The 17,935-nt window shown below is 32.8% G+C and carries 16 protein-coding genes; 7 read left to right on the top strand and 9 right to left on the bottom strand.

The window, feature by feature from the left end:
- Positions 1-2 precede the first annotated feature (2 nt).
- The 4 genes from ACFWV9_RS15425 to ACFWV9_RS15410 form a co-directional block, all read right to left on the bottom strand.
- Entirely contained in the window at positions 3-335 is a 333-nt protein-coding gene (locus ACFWV9_RS15425; RefSeq protein WP_411896130.1) for a hypothetical protein, read from the bottom strand.
- On the bottom strand, positions 335-1,588 hold the full coding sequence (locus ACFWV9_RS15420) for a dihydroorotase (protein WP_411896129.1): 1,254 nt from the start codon (positions 1,586-1,588) through the stop codon (positions 335-337). The genes ACFWV9_RS15425 and ACFWV9_RS15420 overlap by 1 nt, the downstream gene beginning before the upstream one ends.
- Positions 1,585-3,510, bottom strand: coding sequence for a BatA domain-containing protein (locus ACFWV9_RS15415; RefSeq protein WP_411896128.1), 1,926 nt, complete (start codon positions 3,508-3,510; stop codon positions 1,585-1,587). The genes ACFWV9_RS15420 and ACFWV9_RS15415 overlap by 4 nt, the downstream gene beginning before the upstream one ends.
- A 72-nt stretch (positions 3,511-3,582) precedes the next feature.
- Positions 3,583-4,590: a glycosyltransferase family 2 protein gene (locus ACFWV9_RS15410; protein ID WP_411896127.1), complete on the bottom strand. Its 1,008-nt coding sequence runs from the start codon at positions 4,588-4,590 to the stop codon at positions 3,583-3,585.
- An 84-nt stretch (positions 4,591-4,674) separates the two neighbouring features.
- Between ACFWV9_RS15410 and ACFWV9_RS15405 the strand changes: the two genes are divergently transcribed.
- Entirely contained in the window at positions 4,675-6,567 is a 1,893-nt protein-coding gene (locus ACFWV9_RS15405; protein ID WP_411896126.1) for a peptidase M61, read from the top strand.
- A gap of 45 nt (positions 6,568-6,612) precedes the next feature.
- On the opposite strand, the gene ACFWV9_RS15400 is transcribed toward ACFWV9_RS15405, so the two are convergent.
- The 5 genes from ACFWV9_RS15400 to ACFWV9_RS15380 all read right to left on the bottom strand — a co-directional run bounded on the left by ACFWV9_RS15400 (position 6,613) and on the right by ACFWV9_RS15380 (position 12,403).
- The gene (locus ACFWV9_RS15400; protein ID WP_411896125.1) at positions 6,613-6,846 is read right to left on the bottom strand and encodes a hypothetical protein; all 234 of its coding nucleotides are present in this window, start codon (positions 6,844-6,846) and stop codon (positions 6,613-6,615) included.
- 5 nt (positions 6,847-6,851) lie between these two features.
- Positions 6,852-8,342, bottom strand: coding sequence for a S10 family peptidase (locus tag ACFWV9_RS15395; protein WP_411896124.1), 1,491 nt, complete (start codon positions 8,340-8,342; stop codon positions 6,852-6,854).
- 47 nt (positions 8,343-8,389) lie between these two features.
- Positions 8,390-9,166: a TIGR02757 family protein gene (locus ACFWV9_RS15390; RefSeq protein WP_411896207.1), complete on the bottom strand. Its 777-nt coding sequence runs from the start codon at positions 9,164-9,166 to the stop codon at positions 8,390-8,392.
- Between the two features lie 17 nt (positions 9,167-9,183).
- Positions 9,184-9,564, bottom strand: coding sequence for a RidA family protein (locus ACFWV9_RS15385; RefSeq protein WP_411896123.1), 381 nt, complete (start codon positions 9,562-9,564; stop codon positions 9,184-9,186).
- Between the two features lie 76 nt (positions 9,565-9,640).
- Positions 9,641-12,403 (bottom strand): putative LPS assembly protein LptD, encoded by a 2,763-nt coding sequence (locus ACFWV9_RS15380; RefSeq protein ID WP_411896122.1) that lies wholly within the window; start codon positions 12,401-12,403, stop codon positions 9,641-9,643.
- Positions 12,404-12,511: 108 nt separating this feature from the next.
- Here ACFWV9_RS15380 and ACFWV9_RS15375 point away from each other — a divergent pair, with 108 nt between their 5' ends.
- Genes ACFWV9_RS15375 through ACFWV9_RS15350 form a run of 6 tightly spaced genes read left to right on the top strand, consistent with a single transcriptional unit; the run spans position 12,512 to position 17,921 of the window.
- Positions 12,512-13,630, top strand: coding sequence for an N-acetylmuramoyl-L-alanine amidase (locus ACFWV9_RS15375; RefSeq protein ID WP_411896121.1), 1,119 nt, complete (start codon positions 12,512-12,514; stop codon positions 13,628-13,630).
- 54 nt (positions 13,631-13,684) lie between these two features.
- Positions 13,685-14,626, top strand: a complete 942-nt coding sequence (locus ACFWV9_RS15370; RefSeq protein WP_411896120.1) for an MlaD family protein — start codon at positions 13,685-13,687, stop codon at positions 14,624-14,626.
- 15 nt (positions 14,627-14,641) lie between these two features.
- Positions 14,642-15,958, top strand: a complete 1,317-nt coding sequence (locus ACFWV9_RS15365; RefSeq protein WP_411896119.1) for a 4Fe-4S dicluster domain-containing protein — start codon at positions 14,642-14,644, stop codon at positions 15,956-15,958.
- Between the two features lie 12 nt (positions 15,959-15,970).
- Entirely contained in the window at positions 15,971-16,753 is a 783-nt protein-coding gene (locus tag ACFWV9_RS15360; protein WP_411896118.1) for a (Fe-S)-binding protein, read from the top strand.
- 12 nt (positions 16,754-16,765) lie between these two features.
- Positions 16,766-17,398 (top strand): hypothetical protein, encoded by a 633-nt coding sequence (locus tag ACFWV9_RS15355; RefSeq protein WP_411896117.1) that lies wholly within the window; start codon positions 16,766-16,768, stop codon positions 17,396-17,398.
- A 37-nt stretch (positions 17,399-17,435) separates the two neighbouring features.
- Positions 17,436-17,921, top strand: coding sequence for an ABC transporter ATPase (locus ACFWV9_RS15350; protein ID WP_411896116.1), 486 nt, complete (start codon positions 17,436-17,438; stop codon positions 17,919-17,921).
- Positions 17,922-17,935 lie beyond the last annotated feature (14 nt).

Genomic DNA, 17,935 nt, shown 5'->3' with positions numbered 1-17,935 from the left:
AATTAACTGCCAAGGGACTTAAACAATTTTTGAAAAAAATCACCAAGAATTGGAATACTATTAGCTTTTCCTGACACCGCTCCTAATATTCCATATAAAAATAATACGGCAAAGAAAATCCAAAAAGAATAGGTGAGCATCCAGCTATCAAATCCACTAATAACGTATCCAAAAATGAAATACATTAGCCAAAGACCAAGACTCTGTCTTACATGAAAAAATGTAAAAGGGTTTCGCTTTTCTTGATTCATAAAAAAAGCAATCAAAACACCTATTATGGTTAAGTAAGCAACTATGCTTAAGTTTTTGCCCTCTTGTACAGTCTTTGGGTTCATTATTTTATGACAATTTTGTTATTTGAGATAATACCATAAACCAAACCTTTAAGGTTTTGACCAATAAAGGCGCTGTTTTTTGATTTTGACGTTATACTAGAATTGGAGAATGTATAGCTAGTATTAGGATTGAATAAGGTTAAATCTACAATTTCACCAACATTAATAGGATTTTCTTCAATTCCAAATCTTGATTTTCCTTGTGTAAGTAAAGCAATTACTTTTTTGGTTGTAAATAACGTTTGTAATGCGCCAAAAGCGGATTCGAGACCTATAGTACCGTATTTAGCAAAATCAAATTCTACTTTTTTATCTTCTATATCAATAGGATTATGGTCTGTTGTTACCATGTCTATAGTACCATCCTTTAATCCTTCAATTAATGCTTCACAATCTTGTTTTGTTCTCAAAGGAGGTAAGACCTTATAATTAGTTTCAAAATCAGACAAAACATCATCAGTAAAGATTAAATTATGAATTGCAACACTACAACTGACATCAAGTTTCTTTGCTTTAGCTTCTCTAATAAGCTCTACTGATTTGGCAGTTGATATAGTAGGTATATGTAGTTTACCTTCTGTATATTCTAATAAAAACAAATCTCTTGCAACTTGCAATTCTTCAGCAAGATTGGGGTTTCCCTTTAGACCTAGTTTGGTGCTATTAATATGTTCATTTACAACACCAGCACCTGTTATCTTTGTTTCTTGTGGGAAGGAACATATTAAGCCATCGAAATTACTTGCATATTGCAGAGCAATTTTGGCTAGATTAGGATTGCCAATTGGTTTTTGATAGTCGTAAAAAGCTACCGCACCAGCATTACTCATATCATAAAGCTCTGCAAGATCAATACCTTTGCTTTCCTTTGTCAATGCACCAATAGGTAAAAGAGTAGTTGCATGGTTTGATGCCTTTGACTTAACAAAAGTAATATCAGCATAACTATCAATAACTGGATAAGAATTGGCGTTTAGAGCAACAGAAGTAAAACCAGATTTTGAAGCCGTCTTTAGGCCGTTTTCAATTGTTTCTCTTTCTTCAAATCCAGGCTCTCCAAAAGAAACACTGCTGTCAAACCAGCCTTGCGAAACATGGAGGTTGTCTAGTTTTATTTCTCTGTAATTATTAGGATTGGAAATTCTTTTGGAAATCTTAGCGATACGACCTTTTTCAATTAAAATATCAACTGTCTCATTGTGAAAATCACTTTTAGAATCAACGACAGTTGCAGATTTTATGAGTGCGTTCATTTAAGATATTTTAAAATAAGTATTTCTATAATCAAAAATACTAGAGCAAAAATAACAAACCATTTCCATAGCGCATTAACATTTGCATTACTTTTTATTGTATTTATTGTTTTGGAGAGACTATTATCTATAGATATATTGTCTAATGCATTTATATTTATGTAATTAATATTACTCTCGGTTCTATCATAGTTAAAACTAATATTTTGGAGATTTTCATCATCATTTTTTATGCTATAAAGACCATCATCTGTTGGAAATTCCTGCGTCTCTAAAATAACATATTTGCTAAAAGTTTTTTGAGGCGGTATTACTGAAGCATCATTAGAATGTAAACTTAAAATATCATCTTGTCCAATATTGGTTTCAATGGCAATGGAGTTAGGCGCTCCAATTGTATAAAAGAGCTTTGGTAATTTAAGACTTTGCAAGCCTATATTGTACAGTACAGGAACAATTAATGGTGAGTTTTGGAAGTTTGAATTATCACTGTTAATGGCCGAAGCAAATACATAACTACCATTGATTCCTTGAAAAAAAGTCGAGCCATCGTCATAGGATAAAACTCCATTAATATTTGATGCAAATTTAAATGAAAAATCCACTCTTGGGTATTGGAAATTGGTAACTCTGGTATAAAAGGAATTAAGCAACAATGGGTGATCATAATTAATTGTAGTAATTCTCTTTGTAGAATTTATCTTATCAACAAATAATGATAAATTTAATTTTTTAAATAATTGATTATAAGTATTTAAAGATATATTATTTGAAGGAATAATTAAAACACTTCTACCATCCGTTTTGAATGCATCTAAAGCGGAAATCAAAGCTGAAGAAATAGATTCTAGTTCATTAATAATGATTAAATCTTGATCTTTAATTAAGTTAAAATTAAGCGCATTTATATTGAATGAATTAAATTCAAATTCATCATCAGTGAATATTCTATTTAAGAAATCATCACTTGAATTTTCATTTATTACAAGGACCTTTATTTTTGGTTTTTTTCCAATGTTAAAGTATAGCACATTGTCATATTGTAATCCTGCGTCTTCAATGACCAACTTACCATTAATTTCAGTATTATTTGTTATCGTAAAGGTTGCTTCTGTTTCATTTTCAATATTTACTGAGTTTTTTGCCAATAATTCGTCATTGTCAAATAATGAGATACTAATATTGTCTATAGGATCTCCATAGCTGGTAAGCCTAACATTTAAATCTAAAGTCTCGGCATTTGAATCGGCTATGTATATACTGTCAATACTTACGTTTGCGATGAGATTAGATATAGGTTGCACCAACGATATACCTATAATACTGTCAACGCCTGTATCTAATGGTTTGGATTTTTGTTGAAAATCGGAAACTAGAATAAGATTCTTCTCAGCACTGCCATCGTTTGAAAACATTTGCTTTCCCTTTAAGATAACCGCACCGTAATTAATTTGATTATTAGAATATGGTAAATTTATGAGGTCCTTCTTAATGGCTTTAATACTAGTATCTGTAAATAATTTGTCATTTGTGTAAACACTAATTTTTTCGTCTTCAGGTACAGTATTGATTAAGTCTTGTATGGCCTCATTTAGCAAACTACCGTTACGACCCTTAGCCTCCATACTAAAGGAATTATCTAAATAGATTACAGTCTCTTGTTTTTGGTTAAACTTATCAGTTTTAGAAATAAAAGGTTGAGCAAAGGCAATAATAACGGATGTCAGCAGTAATAACCTTGTCAGAAGCGTTAACCATTTTTTTATCTGCGAACTTTTTCTAGTCTGTAATTTTACAGCTTTTAAAAACTTAACGTTGGTAAATTCTACCTTTTGAAAACGACGTAACTGAAATAAGTGAATAAGAATTGGAATAATCAGTAAAAATAAAGCGTAAAGTAATTCTGGATGTTTAAACTGCATTCCTCTTAACCTATGTTATAACGTCAAATATAGAAAATGCATAATGATAACTGTAAGGCACTTTTGAGAAATTTAACAGAAAAAGAAATAATCTACCATTGATGCCATTTTCTGCTCAGAGAAGTAGTAACGAATTTCCTTTTGAGCTTCTTCATTCGCAACTGTTACGATACTTTGTGGATTGTTAAGTTGCTTAAGGTATTCAAAGTTTAATAATTGTTGGTCGTAGATGTGTTTTCCTATTTTTTTTGGGTTATCACAGATCCAATGAAAAGGAATATTACTTTTTAATAGTAGTTGTGCAACAGTTTTGCCTTTTGAACCAGCACCCCAAATTGTCAACGGTCTTGTTTTGTCATAATCTAACTCTAAAAAGTAACGTACTTTAATATCTAAAAAGTAGTTTTGAGCATAATGCTCATGCGTTCTAGATGTTCTTGCACTGTAATCTCTCCAATGCAACAATACTTCATTACAAGGAATACATTTGTAACCAGACTTGTAAAATCTAAAGGTAAGATCGTAGTCTTCAGGGTATAGATTTGGTAAAAACCCACCACAATTATCAAAATCTTCCCTGTGTAACATCCAACAAGGAGAAGGCACTACACATTCCTTGTAGATTTCAGAATAATTTTCACCAGTTTTAGTTAAGCCATTAATCCATTTTTCATATTTATAATACCCATCACTTATACCATCTTCTCTAAAGTATTTAACCAAACCTATAGAAAGATGTGCTCTACCGAATTTAGATAGATCATTAAGCATATAAATAAGACGGTTTTTAGCCATTATATCATCACTGTCCATTCTTGTGATATAATCTCCCTTACTTTCGTTATAGGCTGTTCTCAATGCCTCAATGATACCTGATCCGTTATTTTTTAAAAGTTTTATTCTGTTATCCTTTAAACAATAGTGTTCAACAATGTTGTAAGATGTGTCATTAGAATTGTCATCTACAAAAATAGCTTCCCAATTTGTACAACTTTGATTAATAACTGATTGTAAGCATTCTTCAATGAATGCTTCTGTATTTTTAAAGGGTATTAATATGCTTATTATTGGTTTTGACATGGCACGAATTTAACAAAACCTTTAGATTATAAGGAGTAACAGGTTGTAGATTTGTGCGACATGTAGAAAATTAATTTATTAAATATGAAGAAGTATATTGCCCTCTTTGGACTAAGTGTTATTTTATTTGCTTGTGGATCTGTAAAACCAAAAGTTAATGATTTAGCAGTAAGTAACCCAATAGAAACCTCGCTTAATTTATCTGACGTTACAAATGATAAAGTTCCTGTGACTGTAAATCCAGGACGATTTACAACCGAAACAGCTATCTACAGATTACCTAGAGTTGTTCAGGGTACATATTCTGTTAGTGATTTTGGTAAGTATGTAGATGATTTTAAAGCTCTTGGATATGACGGAAGTGAATTGGAAGTTTCAAAAATAGACGTAAACTCATGGTCTATACAAAATGCTACACAATTAGATAAAATTGAATATTATGTAAATGACACATATGATATTGAGACCAGTGGTGGTATACAAGGAGAACAGCCCTTTTCGCCTGCAGGAACAAATATAGAACCAGAAAATTATGTTTTAAACTTACATGGATTTATAGGTTACTTTGATTCTTTGAAAAAGAATCAGTACACATTAGATGTTACGGCACCAGCTGATTTTGTAAGAACTTCTGCTTTAGAAAGTAAAGGTACTGTAACTTCTGAAGATGGTCAATCAATTACAAGTAGTTATTATGCGCCTCGTTATTTTGATATTACAGATAACCCGATGATGTATGGCAATCTAGATGTCGAAGAATTTATGGTTGGTGATATTAAAATTGTATTGAGTTTATATTCTCCATCAAATCAACATACAGCTTCTAGTCTAAAAGAAACGGTATATAAAATGATGGAAGCCCAGAAAGCGTATTTAGGCGACATTAATAGTACTCCTAGATATGATATATATGTGTATTTATCTCGTGGTGATGAAACTTCACCAAAAGGGTTTGGTGCGTTAGAGCATCATACATCAACAGTCGTGGTTTTTCCAGAAGATAGTTCTTTAGAAGGCCTAAAAGCTCAAATGATAGATGTTGTAGCGCATGAATTTTTTCATATTGTAACACCTTTATCAGTTCATTCTGAAGATGTACACTATTTTGATTATAACCAGCCTACATTTTCTAAACATTTATGGATGTACGAAGGTGTAACCGAGTATTTTGCTCAACATTTTCAAGTATATGAAGGGCTCATAGACAATAACCAATTTTTTAATACAACGATGCAAAAAATAGCGACTTCAAAGAACTTAGATGACGCTATGAGTTTCACTATTATGAGTGAAAATGTATTAGATGAACCTTATGCTTCAAACTATTATAACGTTTATATGAAAGGTGCTTTAATTGGTATGTGTATAGATATTTTAATGCGCAAGGAAAGTAACGGCCAAAGAAGTATGCTTTCATTAATGAAAGAATTGTCTAACAAATATGGAAAGAATAAGCCTTTTGAAGACGATAATATTATAGCAGAGATCACATCCATGACCTATCCTAGTATTGGCGAATTTTTTAAAACACATGTTGAAGGTGATGTACCAATTAATTATGATGAATTTTTTGAAATGGTGGGTTTAATCTATGGTAATTCTGAAGTGCCTACTAATTATATTTTTGCTGGTGGTCAAAACATCATTTTTGATGCTGATCCACAAAAAGGTGAAATATTCTTTTCTGAAATGGCATTGAAGAATTCATTTTGGGCTTCACAAGGCGTTCAAGTTGGTGATGTTATTAAAAAGGTAAATGGTAAAGATTTAACTTTAATGAACGCTCAACAGATCATTACAGGTATGTTTGGATGGCAAGAAGGGCAGGAGATTGATGTAGAATTAAATAGAAAAGGAGAAACAGTTTCAATTAAAACGAAACTTACCAAAGCCACTGCTGAAAGTGAATCTCTAATTGAAGATGAAAATGCATCTGAAGATAAGGTAGCACTAAGAAATGCTTGGTTAAAAGGATAATTATATATTCATAAAAAGTAAAGGCCTCCATATTGGAGGCTTTTTTTATGTAAATATGACAACTAAAATAATAACAAAAACAACTGCGATAGCACCATTTATAAAAGTATGTGCAGAATCATAGAAATCTGGTTCTTGCGGTCCGTATATGTATTCTTTGTATGTGTATTTGGGCTTGTTGAATAAGGATCTCCAAATACTTCCAAATATCCATCTTGTGGTACCACCTATATAGTTTAATAGTACATAAAATATAAACTCTCCAATTATTTCACCCATTGATGCTAATACTTGGCAGCCTTGCCATTAGAAGATGAATTAATTATAAACTCTCTTAAATCATCGTTGGCCTTGATAAGATCTTCATTACGCAAATACATCATGTGACCACTTCGATACCCTTTAAAATAAAATCTATCTTTCATCTTTCCACTAGGATCAATTTGCCACTGTGAGTATTTTGCTGAAAAATAAGTAGTTGCACCATCATAATATCCAGATTGAGTCATAATTTTTAGATATGGGTTTTGAGCCATTGCCTGTCTCAAATTATCTCTAGTATTGTCATTGGTTCTATCCCAATCGCCAACGTTACCAAAAACATTATACTTAACGTCTATATTTAAACCTAACTTATTCTTTATATAAGAATTAATTGCTGGAGTAAAGCTATGTAACCATGAAGTTAATTCCGCACTATAATCTGGACTTATTCCTGTCTCTACCTTATCTAATCCAAGGTACCTTGAATCTAACCGTCCAATGGTTTGTCCTGTTTTGTCTCTTAAAAGCTCTTTCCAGAAAAAACGGTTAGGGACGTCTAAATTTTGTTGTAAAATCACCTTTTCAGAAAGACCAGAATAATAACTCATTTTCTTTGCAATTCTTTGTTTTTCGTCATTATCGATAAAACCACCTTTAGCTAGTGCAGGTATAAGTTCATTAATGGCAAAGTCTTCTGATTCAGGTAAGATTTCAAGTAAATCTTTTGATTGTAACTCCTTAGGTAAGACTTTATGATACCAAGCCGCTGCAGTATAATAGGGTAGGTTTAAGCTCGATGATAATGGACCTCCAACTCGAAGAACCTTATAATCTGCTGGAGATACAAGGATAACACCATTTAAATACATCCATTGGCTATTTTGTAACTCCAGGGACAATCCCATTACACGGGTACCTCCATAGCTTTCACCAATTATATATTTTGGTGATTCCCAACGATTATGTCTTGTTGTGAATGTATTCATCCAACTTGCTAAATATTTTATATCTGCATTAACACCAAAGAATAATTTATCCTCGGGCATCTTACCATCCTTACCAGCAATTTTCCTAGAATAACCTGTGTTAACTGGGTTTATATATACAATATCTGCTACATCTAATATAGAATTAGGGTTGTCTTTTACACCATAAGGTTGAATAGGATATCCTTCCTCGTCAATTTTTAAAATTTTAGGACCTGTATAAGCCAAGTGCATCCATACTGATGCTGAACCTGGTCCACCATTAAATGAATAAATAATAGGACGCTTATTGGCTGGCTTATCATTTGTACGCTTATAATACGTGTAATAAAGTGAAGCTATCATGGTTCCTTCTTCATCCCAAACTGGTTGAAAGCCTGTTTCGGCTTTATAATTAACTTGCTTGTCCTTAATCGTAACAGAACCATTTGTAACAATAGTTGTGTCAACAGGAATTTTTAAATCTTGAGCATTAATTGAGCATATTGAAAAAAATATAAAGAACAGTTTGATGTAAAATTTCATTTGAGATTTTTTTTGAATGCTAAAGATACTAAAAAGCTATGCTAGAATTAAAACCCTTCAAAAACTCCAAGGCCAAACAAAGCAAAGTCATATTTTACTGGATCCTTTGGGTCTAATTTGCGTAGTGAATTATCTAATTCTGATAGTGCTTTAGCATCATTTTGTTTTCTCTTTAATAATCCTAACTTTCTAGCAACATTACCAGAATGTACATCTAATGGACAGCTAAGTTGTGATGGGTTTAAAGATTTCCATGCTCCGAAGTCCACACCATTGTTGTCATTTCTCACCATCCAACGTAAAAACATATTAATGCGTTTAGCAGCTGAATTTTTTAGTGGATCACTTATATGTTTTTCAGTGCGTTTTAAATGGTTGATTTCAAAAAAGCACTGTTTGAAATTATGAATACTCTTCTGCAAAGAATCCTTTGTAGCATTCTTTGCAAATACTGATTCTAAACCATCATGCTTTTCATAAATATGGCGAAGGCCTTTTATAAATTGTTTAAAATCTATTTCATTAAAGGTGCGATGCACAAAACCATTAAGTTGTTCTAAATCTGATTTTTGGTGTTGCATAACAAATTCAAAAGGGGAGTGGTCCATCAATTCTGCCATTCTATTGGCATTATTTATTATACTTTTACGATTTCCCCAAGCGATAGTGGCCGTTAAAAACCCAGCAATCTCAATGTCTTCTTTTTTTGAAAACTTGTGAGGAATCTGGATTGGGTCAGAATCTATGAATTTCGGATTGTTGTATAGCTCTACTTTGGCATCTAAGAAGTCCTTAAGTTCTGCTTTTTTGAGTTTCAAAATAATTGCAATTTTTTAAGTAATTAAACTATCGCAATCATACTTATTTCAACATTAACAAACTTTGGTAGGTTTGCAACCTCAACAGTTTCTCTTGCAGGTGCTGTAGCTTCATCAAAATACTTTCCATAGATTTCATTAATCTTTGAGAAATTATTCATATCGCTTATAAAAATCGAAGTCTTAACAACATTCTCAAAAGTCAATCCTGCTTCAGCTAATACAGCTTTCATATTTTCCATAACCTGAGTGGTTTCAGCTTCAATGGAATCAGTAATCAATTCCATAGTTTCAGGATCGAGTGCAATTTGGCCAGAAGTGTAAAGCGTATTCCCAGTTAATACAGCTTGGTTATATGGCCCTATTGGAGCAGGCGCTTTTGAAGTGTTAATAATTTTTTTCATCGTTAATTTTTAAGAATGATTGTCAGTTAATCAAAATTAGGAAAATACAAGTCAAATCAGATAAACCAATTTAGCTTTATAATTGCTGGTCTGGTTGACGACGTTGGTCGTATTTTAAGTCTTTTAATAAATTAGATTTTATACCTATAAAGAAATTCCAGGATGATCTATCACTAAATGGTACCCAAGTAAAATTCATTCGCCAACTCAACAAATCCCGTTCAAAACGTAATTGTGTAAACGTAAATCCTTTATTGAGAAAGTCATAACCAGAAGAAGCACCTATAGACCAACGTGGTGATAATTCTACATCACCAGAAAACATTAAAGAGTTTGAAGAAATTTGGTTTTGTCGTCTTGTATTAGCATAATTAACAGCATAAGATAAACGTAAGGACCAAGGCATTTTGTAATTGTAGAACTCATTATTTTCTTCCTCCTCCTTGTTATCCCTATCTCTATCTGAAAGCCGCTTGTCCGCAAAGTCTTGTGTTTTTCCAAATAGACCGTCTGTTCGCCCACCAGACCGTGCTGCTTCTCTCGAGGAGGCACTATCTTCTTCATCATCGTCACCACCACCAAAACTTTCATTTGATAAGGAGTAACTGATATTCATATTAGCTGAGGTTAACCTAAATAAACTCCCTCCATTATCAACATTGAAGGTGTTGATTTTATTGTTGTTGCTATCTAGAGCATAAAGGTCTAAGGTCATCCCAAAGTTTATGTTCATCTTTTTATTGAGAATCTGAGTACCACCAGTAACTCTAACAGGACTCCAATTTAATGAGTCTGCAGCCAAATCATATGCAGTTCCAAAGTTTAAGTTATTAAGTAGAAACACTTTCTTAGGTTCAGTCTTGGTGGAATCCTTGTCGCGTATTTTAGCCTCAAAATTATTACCAATAGACATCCCAACACTACTAGAGTAATTATTACTTGGCCTACCAAACAAGGAGTTTTCAAATCTGGTATATTCTTCTGTTGTAGTACCATCAGCATCAATAACATCATAGGTCTCATAGTATTGATTGAATGCAGGAGTAATACTATATGAAAGAGAGGGTCGTATAACATGCCGTATGGCTTGTATTTTTGGGGTTTTTCCTTCCTTTTCAAAATTAAACATTCCATATAGTGTAGTACCTATGCTGGTGCTAAAATTGTAGGTTAAAAATCTATCAAAACCATTTATATCTGTTGTAACAACTTCATCTAAACTTGAATCGTAAAAGCGTCTAATGGTGTTTAATGTCCATGTTTCTTCAATATTTGTACTTGCACTTACACTAAAATGGTTGAAAACTTTAAAGTTAGTTGTCAACGGAATACTATGTTTCATACCAGCAATGGCATCATCAAACATTTCACTCTTACCAAATAAGGAATCTGTTGTGTTGATACGATACTCACCTCTTGTATTAACTTGAAAGTTTATATTTTGAATGATTCCCTTTTTAGCACCAGATTTAGGAGCAAATGGAAAAATCCTGCTCATGGAAGCTTGTACTGTTGGCAACGTTAAATTAACAGATTCAGTATTGGTGTTTTGAGAGTGGGTTGCAGTAACATTTAAATTAACCTGTGGTTCTCCTTGAAAGGTTTTTGAATATGAAACTGAAGACGCTAATGTATTATTTAAAAAGTTAGATTGGTTGAGCTGATTAATAGATCTCTGATAATATTGAGAACTACCCAAGTTGACCGAAGCAGAAAATCTAGAATTTGGATTAGCCTTTGCGTCTTGACTATGCGACCATCTAAAATTATAGATTGTGCTTTGTGCAAAATCAGGGAAACCACGTTCACTATTCAATAAGTTTTCATATCTAAAACTAATGTTGCCTCTAAACTTGTAACGCACTGCATAATTGTTATCTATTCTAAAGCCATAACTTCCATTTGTATAATAGTCTCCTAAAATAGCCAGATCTAAATAATCACTTATAGCGAAGTAATAACCACCGTTCTGTAAAAAATAACCTCTGTCATTACCAGTATCTTCACCAAAAGAGGGGAAAATAATACCAGAGGTTTGTTTTTTTGACATTGGGAAATATGCAAACGGTATGGCAATAGGAGTTGGTACATCGTAGATATACATTTGGCTCATACCTGTAACAATTTTTTTATTAGGTACGATTTTAGCCCTATTCATTAATATGTAATACTCCGGATCTTCTATGTTCTCTGATGTGGTAAATTTCCCTCTACCAATAAAATAGACAGAGTCATTTTCGCGTTTGGTACGTTCTGCGATAACTGTACCACCACTTTGCTCAGTGACAGAATTAAAGATTAAAGCTCTTCTAGTATCTGTGTTAAAAATGATTGAATCAGGTTCAATAACATTTGCACCTTGGGTAAACACAGGTTTTTGTGAATAACCAGTAGAATCTTTTAATCGCCCAGCATAAACTAAATTTTTACTGTAATCAATTTCAATCACACCAGCTTTAATTTCCATATCTTCATACTTAACGACTGCTTCGTTAAATAAATAAATCTTTTGCTTTTTTTGGTTAACTGCTACATAGTCAGAAGCCTTATAAGTAACGACGTCCTTTAGAAATTCGTCTTTTTTTATAGAATCTTGTTCAGTAGTGTCTATCTCTATTGTTTTAACTGGTCTGTTAATTAATGAATCTGCCCTTACTGGCATGCGATCATCTAATTCTCTTGCAGGAATTTTTTTGTTCTTTTTTGGTAATTCTTGCGCCAAGCTCAAAGTGTTGATAAGCACTGTAAAACTCACGGTAAAAAGTATGTGTAGGCTATTTGTACGCAATCCTTTTAAATGTATTTTTGTAAAAGTATGGCTCGGTTTTTGAAACGCCAAAAGTACAGATATTTTTTTGTGATTAATTATTAATATTACAAAGTTTAAAAATGTTTATTTACTCGTAAAATTGAGTAATAACCGAGATTCTAAACCGTTAGATTAAATATGCAAACGAAACGTAGCTATATAATAGTATTTCTAGTTTTTACATTTATCACTTCTTTAACATCGTTTGATTTATTGCAGGCACAACAAGATGATAAGTTTGTAGTTGTTATAGATGCAGGGCATGGTGGTGGTGATCCAGGAAATTTGGGAAATGGACATAAAGAAAAGGATATTGCTTTAAAGATTGCCTTGGAGGTGGGCAAAGCCCTAGAGAATAACAATGATATAAAGATTATTTATACGAGAAAAAAGGATGTTTTTATAGAATTATACGAGCGAGCTAATATAGCAAACAAGGCGGACGCTGATCTATTTGTATCTATACATTGTAATGCACATAGTTCTCAAGCATATGGAACAGAAACTTTTGTTTTGGGCGAGAAGAATACAGGTAGAAATTTTGAAGTGGCCAAACGAGAAAATGAGGTGATATTCTTAGAGGAAAACTATGAAGAAAATTATGCAGGATTTGATCCTAGTTCACCTGAGTCAACCATAGCAATTGGTATTGAACAAGAAGTCTATGTAGAGCAGAGCATAGTATTGGCGCGTAAAATAGAAGATAATTTTATAGGTAAGTCCAAACGGAAAAGTAGAGGTTTAAAGCAGGCAAGTTTACTAGTTATAAGAAACACATATATGCCAAGTGTACTGGTTGAAGTTGGATTTTTAACCAATAAAAGAGAGGGCGCATATTTAAATTCTAAGAAAGGTCAGTCATCAATGGCCAATGCAATTAAGGATGCAATTATTAATTACAAGAAGGAATTAGACCAGAATATAGGTACTAATATAGTTGGCCTAAACGGTGAATTACCTGGAAGTGTTCAAGAATTGACTCAAGTGTATGATGGCGTAACCTTTAAGGTTCAAATTGCAGCAAGTTCTAAAAATTTGGCACCAAAATCCTACAATTTTAATGGTCTTACAGACATAACAAAAGATAAGGTTGGCAATTTGTATAAATATTTTTACGGCAAAACTTCAGATTATATTAAAGCAAATCAATTATTGCAAGAGGCTAAAACCAAGGGTTATACTTCGAGCTTTGTAGTTGCCTATAAAAATGGCGAAAAGGTAGATGTTTCGGATGTGCTTAAATCGACAACTAATTAGAAACATTATTAATAAAAATATTCCTAATTTTGTTTACAATCAAATTGAAAACAATTGAAGATCTCTAGAGAAATTAAAACCGCTATTCTTGTACTTTCGGGAATAGCACTTTTTATATATCTATTTTCATATTTAAAAGGCGAAGACCTATTTACTGATTCACGGAACTACTATACTGAGTTTGATTATAACGCCCTTAGTATGTCTTCACCAGTAACAATTCGTGGTAATAAAGTCGGTAAAATTGAAGATATTAAGTACGATTTTGAGTCTGGGAAAACTCGTGTTGAATTTTCGGTAAATCCTAAGCTTAAATTTTCTAAAAACAGTACGATTAGATTATACGAAACAGGTCTGATGGGTGGTAATGCCTTGGCTATTATTAGGGCTAACGATAATGACATAGCGAAATCTGGTGATTTTATACCTTCAGAAGTACAACCAGGATTAATAACAACTTTGAAAAATAATTTTTCCGGAATCAGTACGGATTTAGATAGTGCAATTCGTTCGGCAGATACACTTATGACAAGTATTAATGCCATGGTTATTGATGAAAGTGAAGGAAGCCTTAAAAATACCATTGCTGAGCTCAATGAAACACTAAAATCATTTAAGGATCTGTCTAAGTCGATTCAGAATGTAATAGAGGCAAACGATGAGAAAATAGCATCTGTACTTGACAATTTCGATAAGACAAGTAAAGATTTGAGTGAGCTTTCTAATGAAATTAAAGAAGCTGGGCTATCTGAAACTATTGATAACATAAATAAAACTTTAGTAGGTGTTCAAAATATGCTTGCAAGTATTGATAATAGTGAAGGTACAATTGGCAAACTGCTTAATGACGAATCATTATATAATAATTTAGAAGCAGCATCTAAGGAAATGGAATTACTTTTATTAGATATTAAACTTCATCCTGCAAGATATAGACGAATTTTATCTAAAAAGGAAATACCTTATGAGCCACCAACTGAAGAACAAAAGAACTAGACCTTAAATTATACTATGGAGTACTTACCTAATATACTTTTCGCAGCAATTTTAGTTTTAGGCGTAGGTTATTTTACGAGAAATGTAAAAAAGTTAATTCGCAACATTAAACTCGGAAGAGAGGTAGATGCCAGCGATAATAAAGCACAACGCTGGAAGAATATGGCCATGATAGCTCTTGGGCAAAGTAAAATGGTTAAGCGACCTATTGCAGGTATCATGCACGTTATCGTGTATATAGGTTTTGTAATAATTAATATTGAAGTATTAGAGATTGTTATTGATGGTGTATTGGGGACGCATAGAATTGGATTAGAGATATTGCCTATTTCTGTTTATGGTTTCTTAATTGGAGCTTTTGAAATATTAGCTGTACTAGTTTTGGTTGCAGTTGTTGTATTTTGGTTAAGAAGAAATGTCATTAAATTAAAGCGATTCTTAAGTTCAGAAATGAAAGGATGGCCAAAGAATGATGGTAATATTATACTTTATTTTGAGGTTGTTTTAATGTGTTTATTTCTTGTAATGAATGCAACTGACACTTCATTCCAATCTTTAGGTTCTGGTAATGTGATTTCGCAATTTATAGCACCTTGGTTCGATGGAATGTCAGAAACGACGTTGCATACTATTGAACGCACAGCATGGTGGTTGCACATTGTAGGAATTCTTATTTTCTTAAATTACTTATACTTTTCAAAGCATTTGCATATTCTTTTGGCATTTCCAAATGTGTATTTAGGCAGTGTTGAACCAAAAGGGAAATTTAACAATCTTGAATCTGTTACCAATGAGGTAAAGTTAATGATGGACCCAAATGCTGACCCGTTTGCCACACCTGCTGAAGAAGGAGATGATGAGATGCCAGCAAAGTTTGGGGCTAGTGATGTCATGGATTTAAATCAAATCCAGTTATTAAATGCTTACACGTGCACTGAATGTGGGCGTTGTACATCAGCCTGCCCAGCAAATCTAACAGGTAAAAAGCTTTCGCCTCGTAAAATTATGATGGATACTAGAGACCGTCTAGAAGAGGTAGGTAAAAATATTGACGCCAATAATGGAGAATATAAGGATGATGGAAAACAGCTTTTAGGTGATTATATATCAAATGAAGAGTTATGGGCTTGTACAACGTGTAATGCATGTGTTGAGGAGTGTCCTGTAAGTATAAATCCTTTATCCATTATCTTAGAAATGAGAAGATATTTAGTAATGGAGCAAAGTGCAGCTCCTATGGAGTTAAACAATATGATGACCAATATTGAAAATAATGGTGCACCTTGGCCTTATAACCAAATGGACAGATTAAACTGGGCGAAGGAAGAATAAAAATGAAATGAAATGAATGAAGAACTAAAAGTACGCACAATGGCAGAATTTATGGCTGAGAATAAACAGCCAGAAATCTTGTTTTGGGTTGGTTCTGCTGGAAGTTACGATGATAGAGCTAAGAAAATAACTAAGGCCTTTGTAAAGATTCTAAACAAGGCAAATGTGGATTTTGCCGTTTTAGGAAGCGAAGAGAGTAATACTGGTGATGTGGCTAAGCGGGCCGGTAATGAGTTTTTGTTTCAAATGCAGGCTATGATGAATATAGAAGTTCTCAATGCTTATGAGGTAAAACACATTGTAACTTGTGATCCTCATTCATTTAACTGCTTAAAAAATGAGTATCCGAGCTTAGGTGGTAATTACGAGGTTGTTCACCATACGCAATATATTAAAGAGCTTATCAATGATGGTAGGTTAACCATAGAGGGCAATACCTATAAAGGAAAACGAATCACATTTCACGACCCTTGCTATTTGGGAAGAGCTAATAGTGAATATGATGCGCCAAGAGATGTGTTAAAGAAATCTAATGCTACATTGATAGAAATGAAAAGGCATAAGTCAACCGCATTATGTTGTGGGGCTGGAGGTGCCCAGATGTTTAAAGAACCTGAGAAAGGAGATTTAGACATCAATATTCTTCGTACTGAGGATGCTATAGAAACCAAGCCAGAAATTATCGCCACTGGTTGCCCATATTGTAAGACTATGATGATGGATGGTATCAAATTTAAAGAAAAAGAAGACGAAATATCTGTTATGGATATCGCTGAATTAATAGCTAATGCTTAGATAAATATATTAATGAAAAAAATCACGTTTACTTTAATTGCCATTCTAGGTCTTAACCTAATTAATGCCCAGAACAAATCAAAAGAAGAAGTATTAGAGCTTATGGCAGAAGACACATGTGAATGTATCGCAGAGAAGAAGATAAGCCCAAAAGATAGTATGGAAGATAAACAAATGGCTCTTGGTCTTTGTTTAATTTCTAGTTACAATGAACACAAATCAAAGTCTAGATATTTTAGTAAACAAAAATCAACAAATTTTGAAAAAATAGGTGAGGAAGTAGGCATGGTAATGGCTACTATATGTGTAGATGATTTTATGTCTATTTTTTCAACTGAAGAGTTAATAGATATAGTTGATGATGACGATGAAATGAGTTTTGGTGATACTGAAGAATCTGATCTTTCTATAGAGGTAGAATTAGTTTCTATGAATAATGATGCCATATCATATATTCAAACTAAAGACGATTTTAACAAGAGTCATATATTTTTAATAACTCAAGAGTTTGAAGGTTACGAGCTTCTTAAAAAAGCTAGTTTTGGAAAAGCATTCAGAGTATCCTTTAAGGAAGCAGAGTTTTTCGATTTAAGCGAGAAACAATACATCGTTAAAAAAGTGATTACTAAAATTGAAGAACTCTAATTATCCAATTCAATAAATCTAAAAATACCAAAGTAAAATGCTAGTAGATTTTGATACATTACCAGATGAATCTAGGGTTTGGATATACCAAGCCAATCGAAGTTTTTCTGAGGATGAAATCAATGAACTTAGAAATGAACTATCTATTTTTATTGAGAATTGGACAGCACACGGAAAGGATTTACAGTCAGGTTATAAAATTGTATATAAGCGATTTATAGTTGTTGCCTTAAATCAAAGCTTAAATAATGCAACAGGATGTTCAATAGATGCTTCCGTTCACTTTATTCAAGGATTAGAGCAAAAATACAATGTTGATTTAATGGATAAGATGAATGTGTCTTATAAACAAGGTGAATTCATTGCTTATAAACCTTTACTGGATTTTAAGAAAATGGCAAAGGATAGAGCTGTTAGTAAAAAAACAATAGTTTTTAACAATCTAGTTACAAATATAGCTGAGTTTAAGGAAAACTGGGAGGTGCCGGCAGGTGAAAGTTGGCATAGTCGTTTTTTAAATTAAAACTAACCTTAAAA

This window comes from Winogradskyella sp. A2, assembly GCF_046762865.1.
GTDB lineage: Bacteria > Bacteroidota > Bacteroidia > Flavobacteriales > Flavobacteriaceae > Winogradskyella.
This window is presented reverse-complemented; position numbering and strand designations above follow the sequence as displayed.

What these genes read in the sequence shown, in the direction of transcription:
- ACFWV9_RS15425 (WP_411896130.1), bottom strand. Translation starts at nt 335, where the DNA reads ATGAACCCAAAGACTGTACAAGAGGGCAAAAACTTAAGCATAGTTGCT.
- ACFWV9_RS15420 (WP_411896129.1), bottom strand. Translation starts at nt 1,588, where the DNA reads ATGAACGCACTCATAAAATCTGCAACTGTCGTTGATTCTAAAAGTGAT.
- ACFWV9_RS15415 (WP_411896128.1), bottom strand. Translation starts at nt 3,510, where the DNA reads ATGCAGTTTAAACATCCAGAATTACTTTACGCTTTATTTTTACTGATT.
- ACFWV9_RS15410 (WP_411896127.1), bottom strand. Translation starts at nt 4,590, where the DNA reads ATGTCAAAACCAATAATAAGCATATTAATACCCTTTAAAAATACAGAA.
- ACFWV9_RS15405 (WP_411896126.1), top strand. Translation starts at nt 4,675, where the DNA reads ATGAAGAAGTATATTGCCCTCTTTGGACTAAGTGTTATTTTATTTGCT.
- ACFWV9_RS15400 (WP_411896125.1), bottom strand. Translation starts at nt 6,846, where the DNA reads ATGGGTGAAATAATTGGAGAGTTTATATTTTATGTACTATTAAACTAT.
- ACFWV9_RS15395 (WP_411896124.1), bottom strand. Translation starts at nt 8,342, where the DNA reads ATGAAATTTTACATCAAACTGTTCTTTATATTTTTTTCAATATGCTCA.
- ACFWV9_RS15385 (WP_411896123.1), bottom strand. Translation starts at nt 9,564, where the DNA reads ATGAAAAAAATTATTAACACTTCAAAAGCGCCTGCTCCAATAGGGCCA.
- ACFWV9_RS15375 (WP_411896121.1), top strand. Translation starts at nt 12,512, where the DNA reads ATGCAAACGAAACGTAGCTATATAATAGTATTTCTAGTTTTTACATTT.
- ACFWV9_RS15365 (WP_411896119.1), top strand. Translation starts at nt 14,642, where the DNA reads ATGGAGTACTTACCTAATATACTTTTCGCAGCAATTTTAGTTTTAGGC.
- ACFWV9_RS15360 (WP_411896118.1), top strand. Translation starts at nt 15,971, where the DNA reads ATGAATGAAGAACTAAAAGTACGCACAATGGCAGAATTTATGGCTGAG.
- ACFWV9_RS15355 (WP_411896117.1), top strand. Translation starts at nt 16,766, where the DNA reads ATGAAAAAAATCACGTTTACTTTAATTGCCATTCTAGGTCTTAACCTA.
- ACFWV9_RS15350 (WP_411896116.1), top strand. Translation starts at nt 17,436, where the DNA reads ATGCTAGTAGATTTTGATACATTACCAGATGAATCTAGGGTTTGGATA.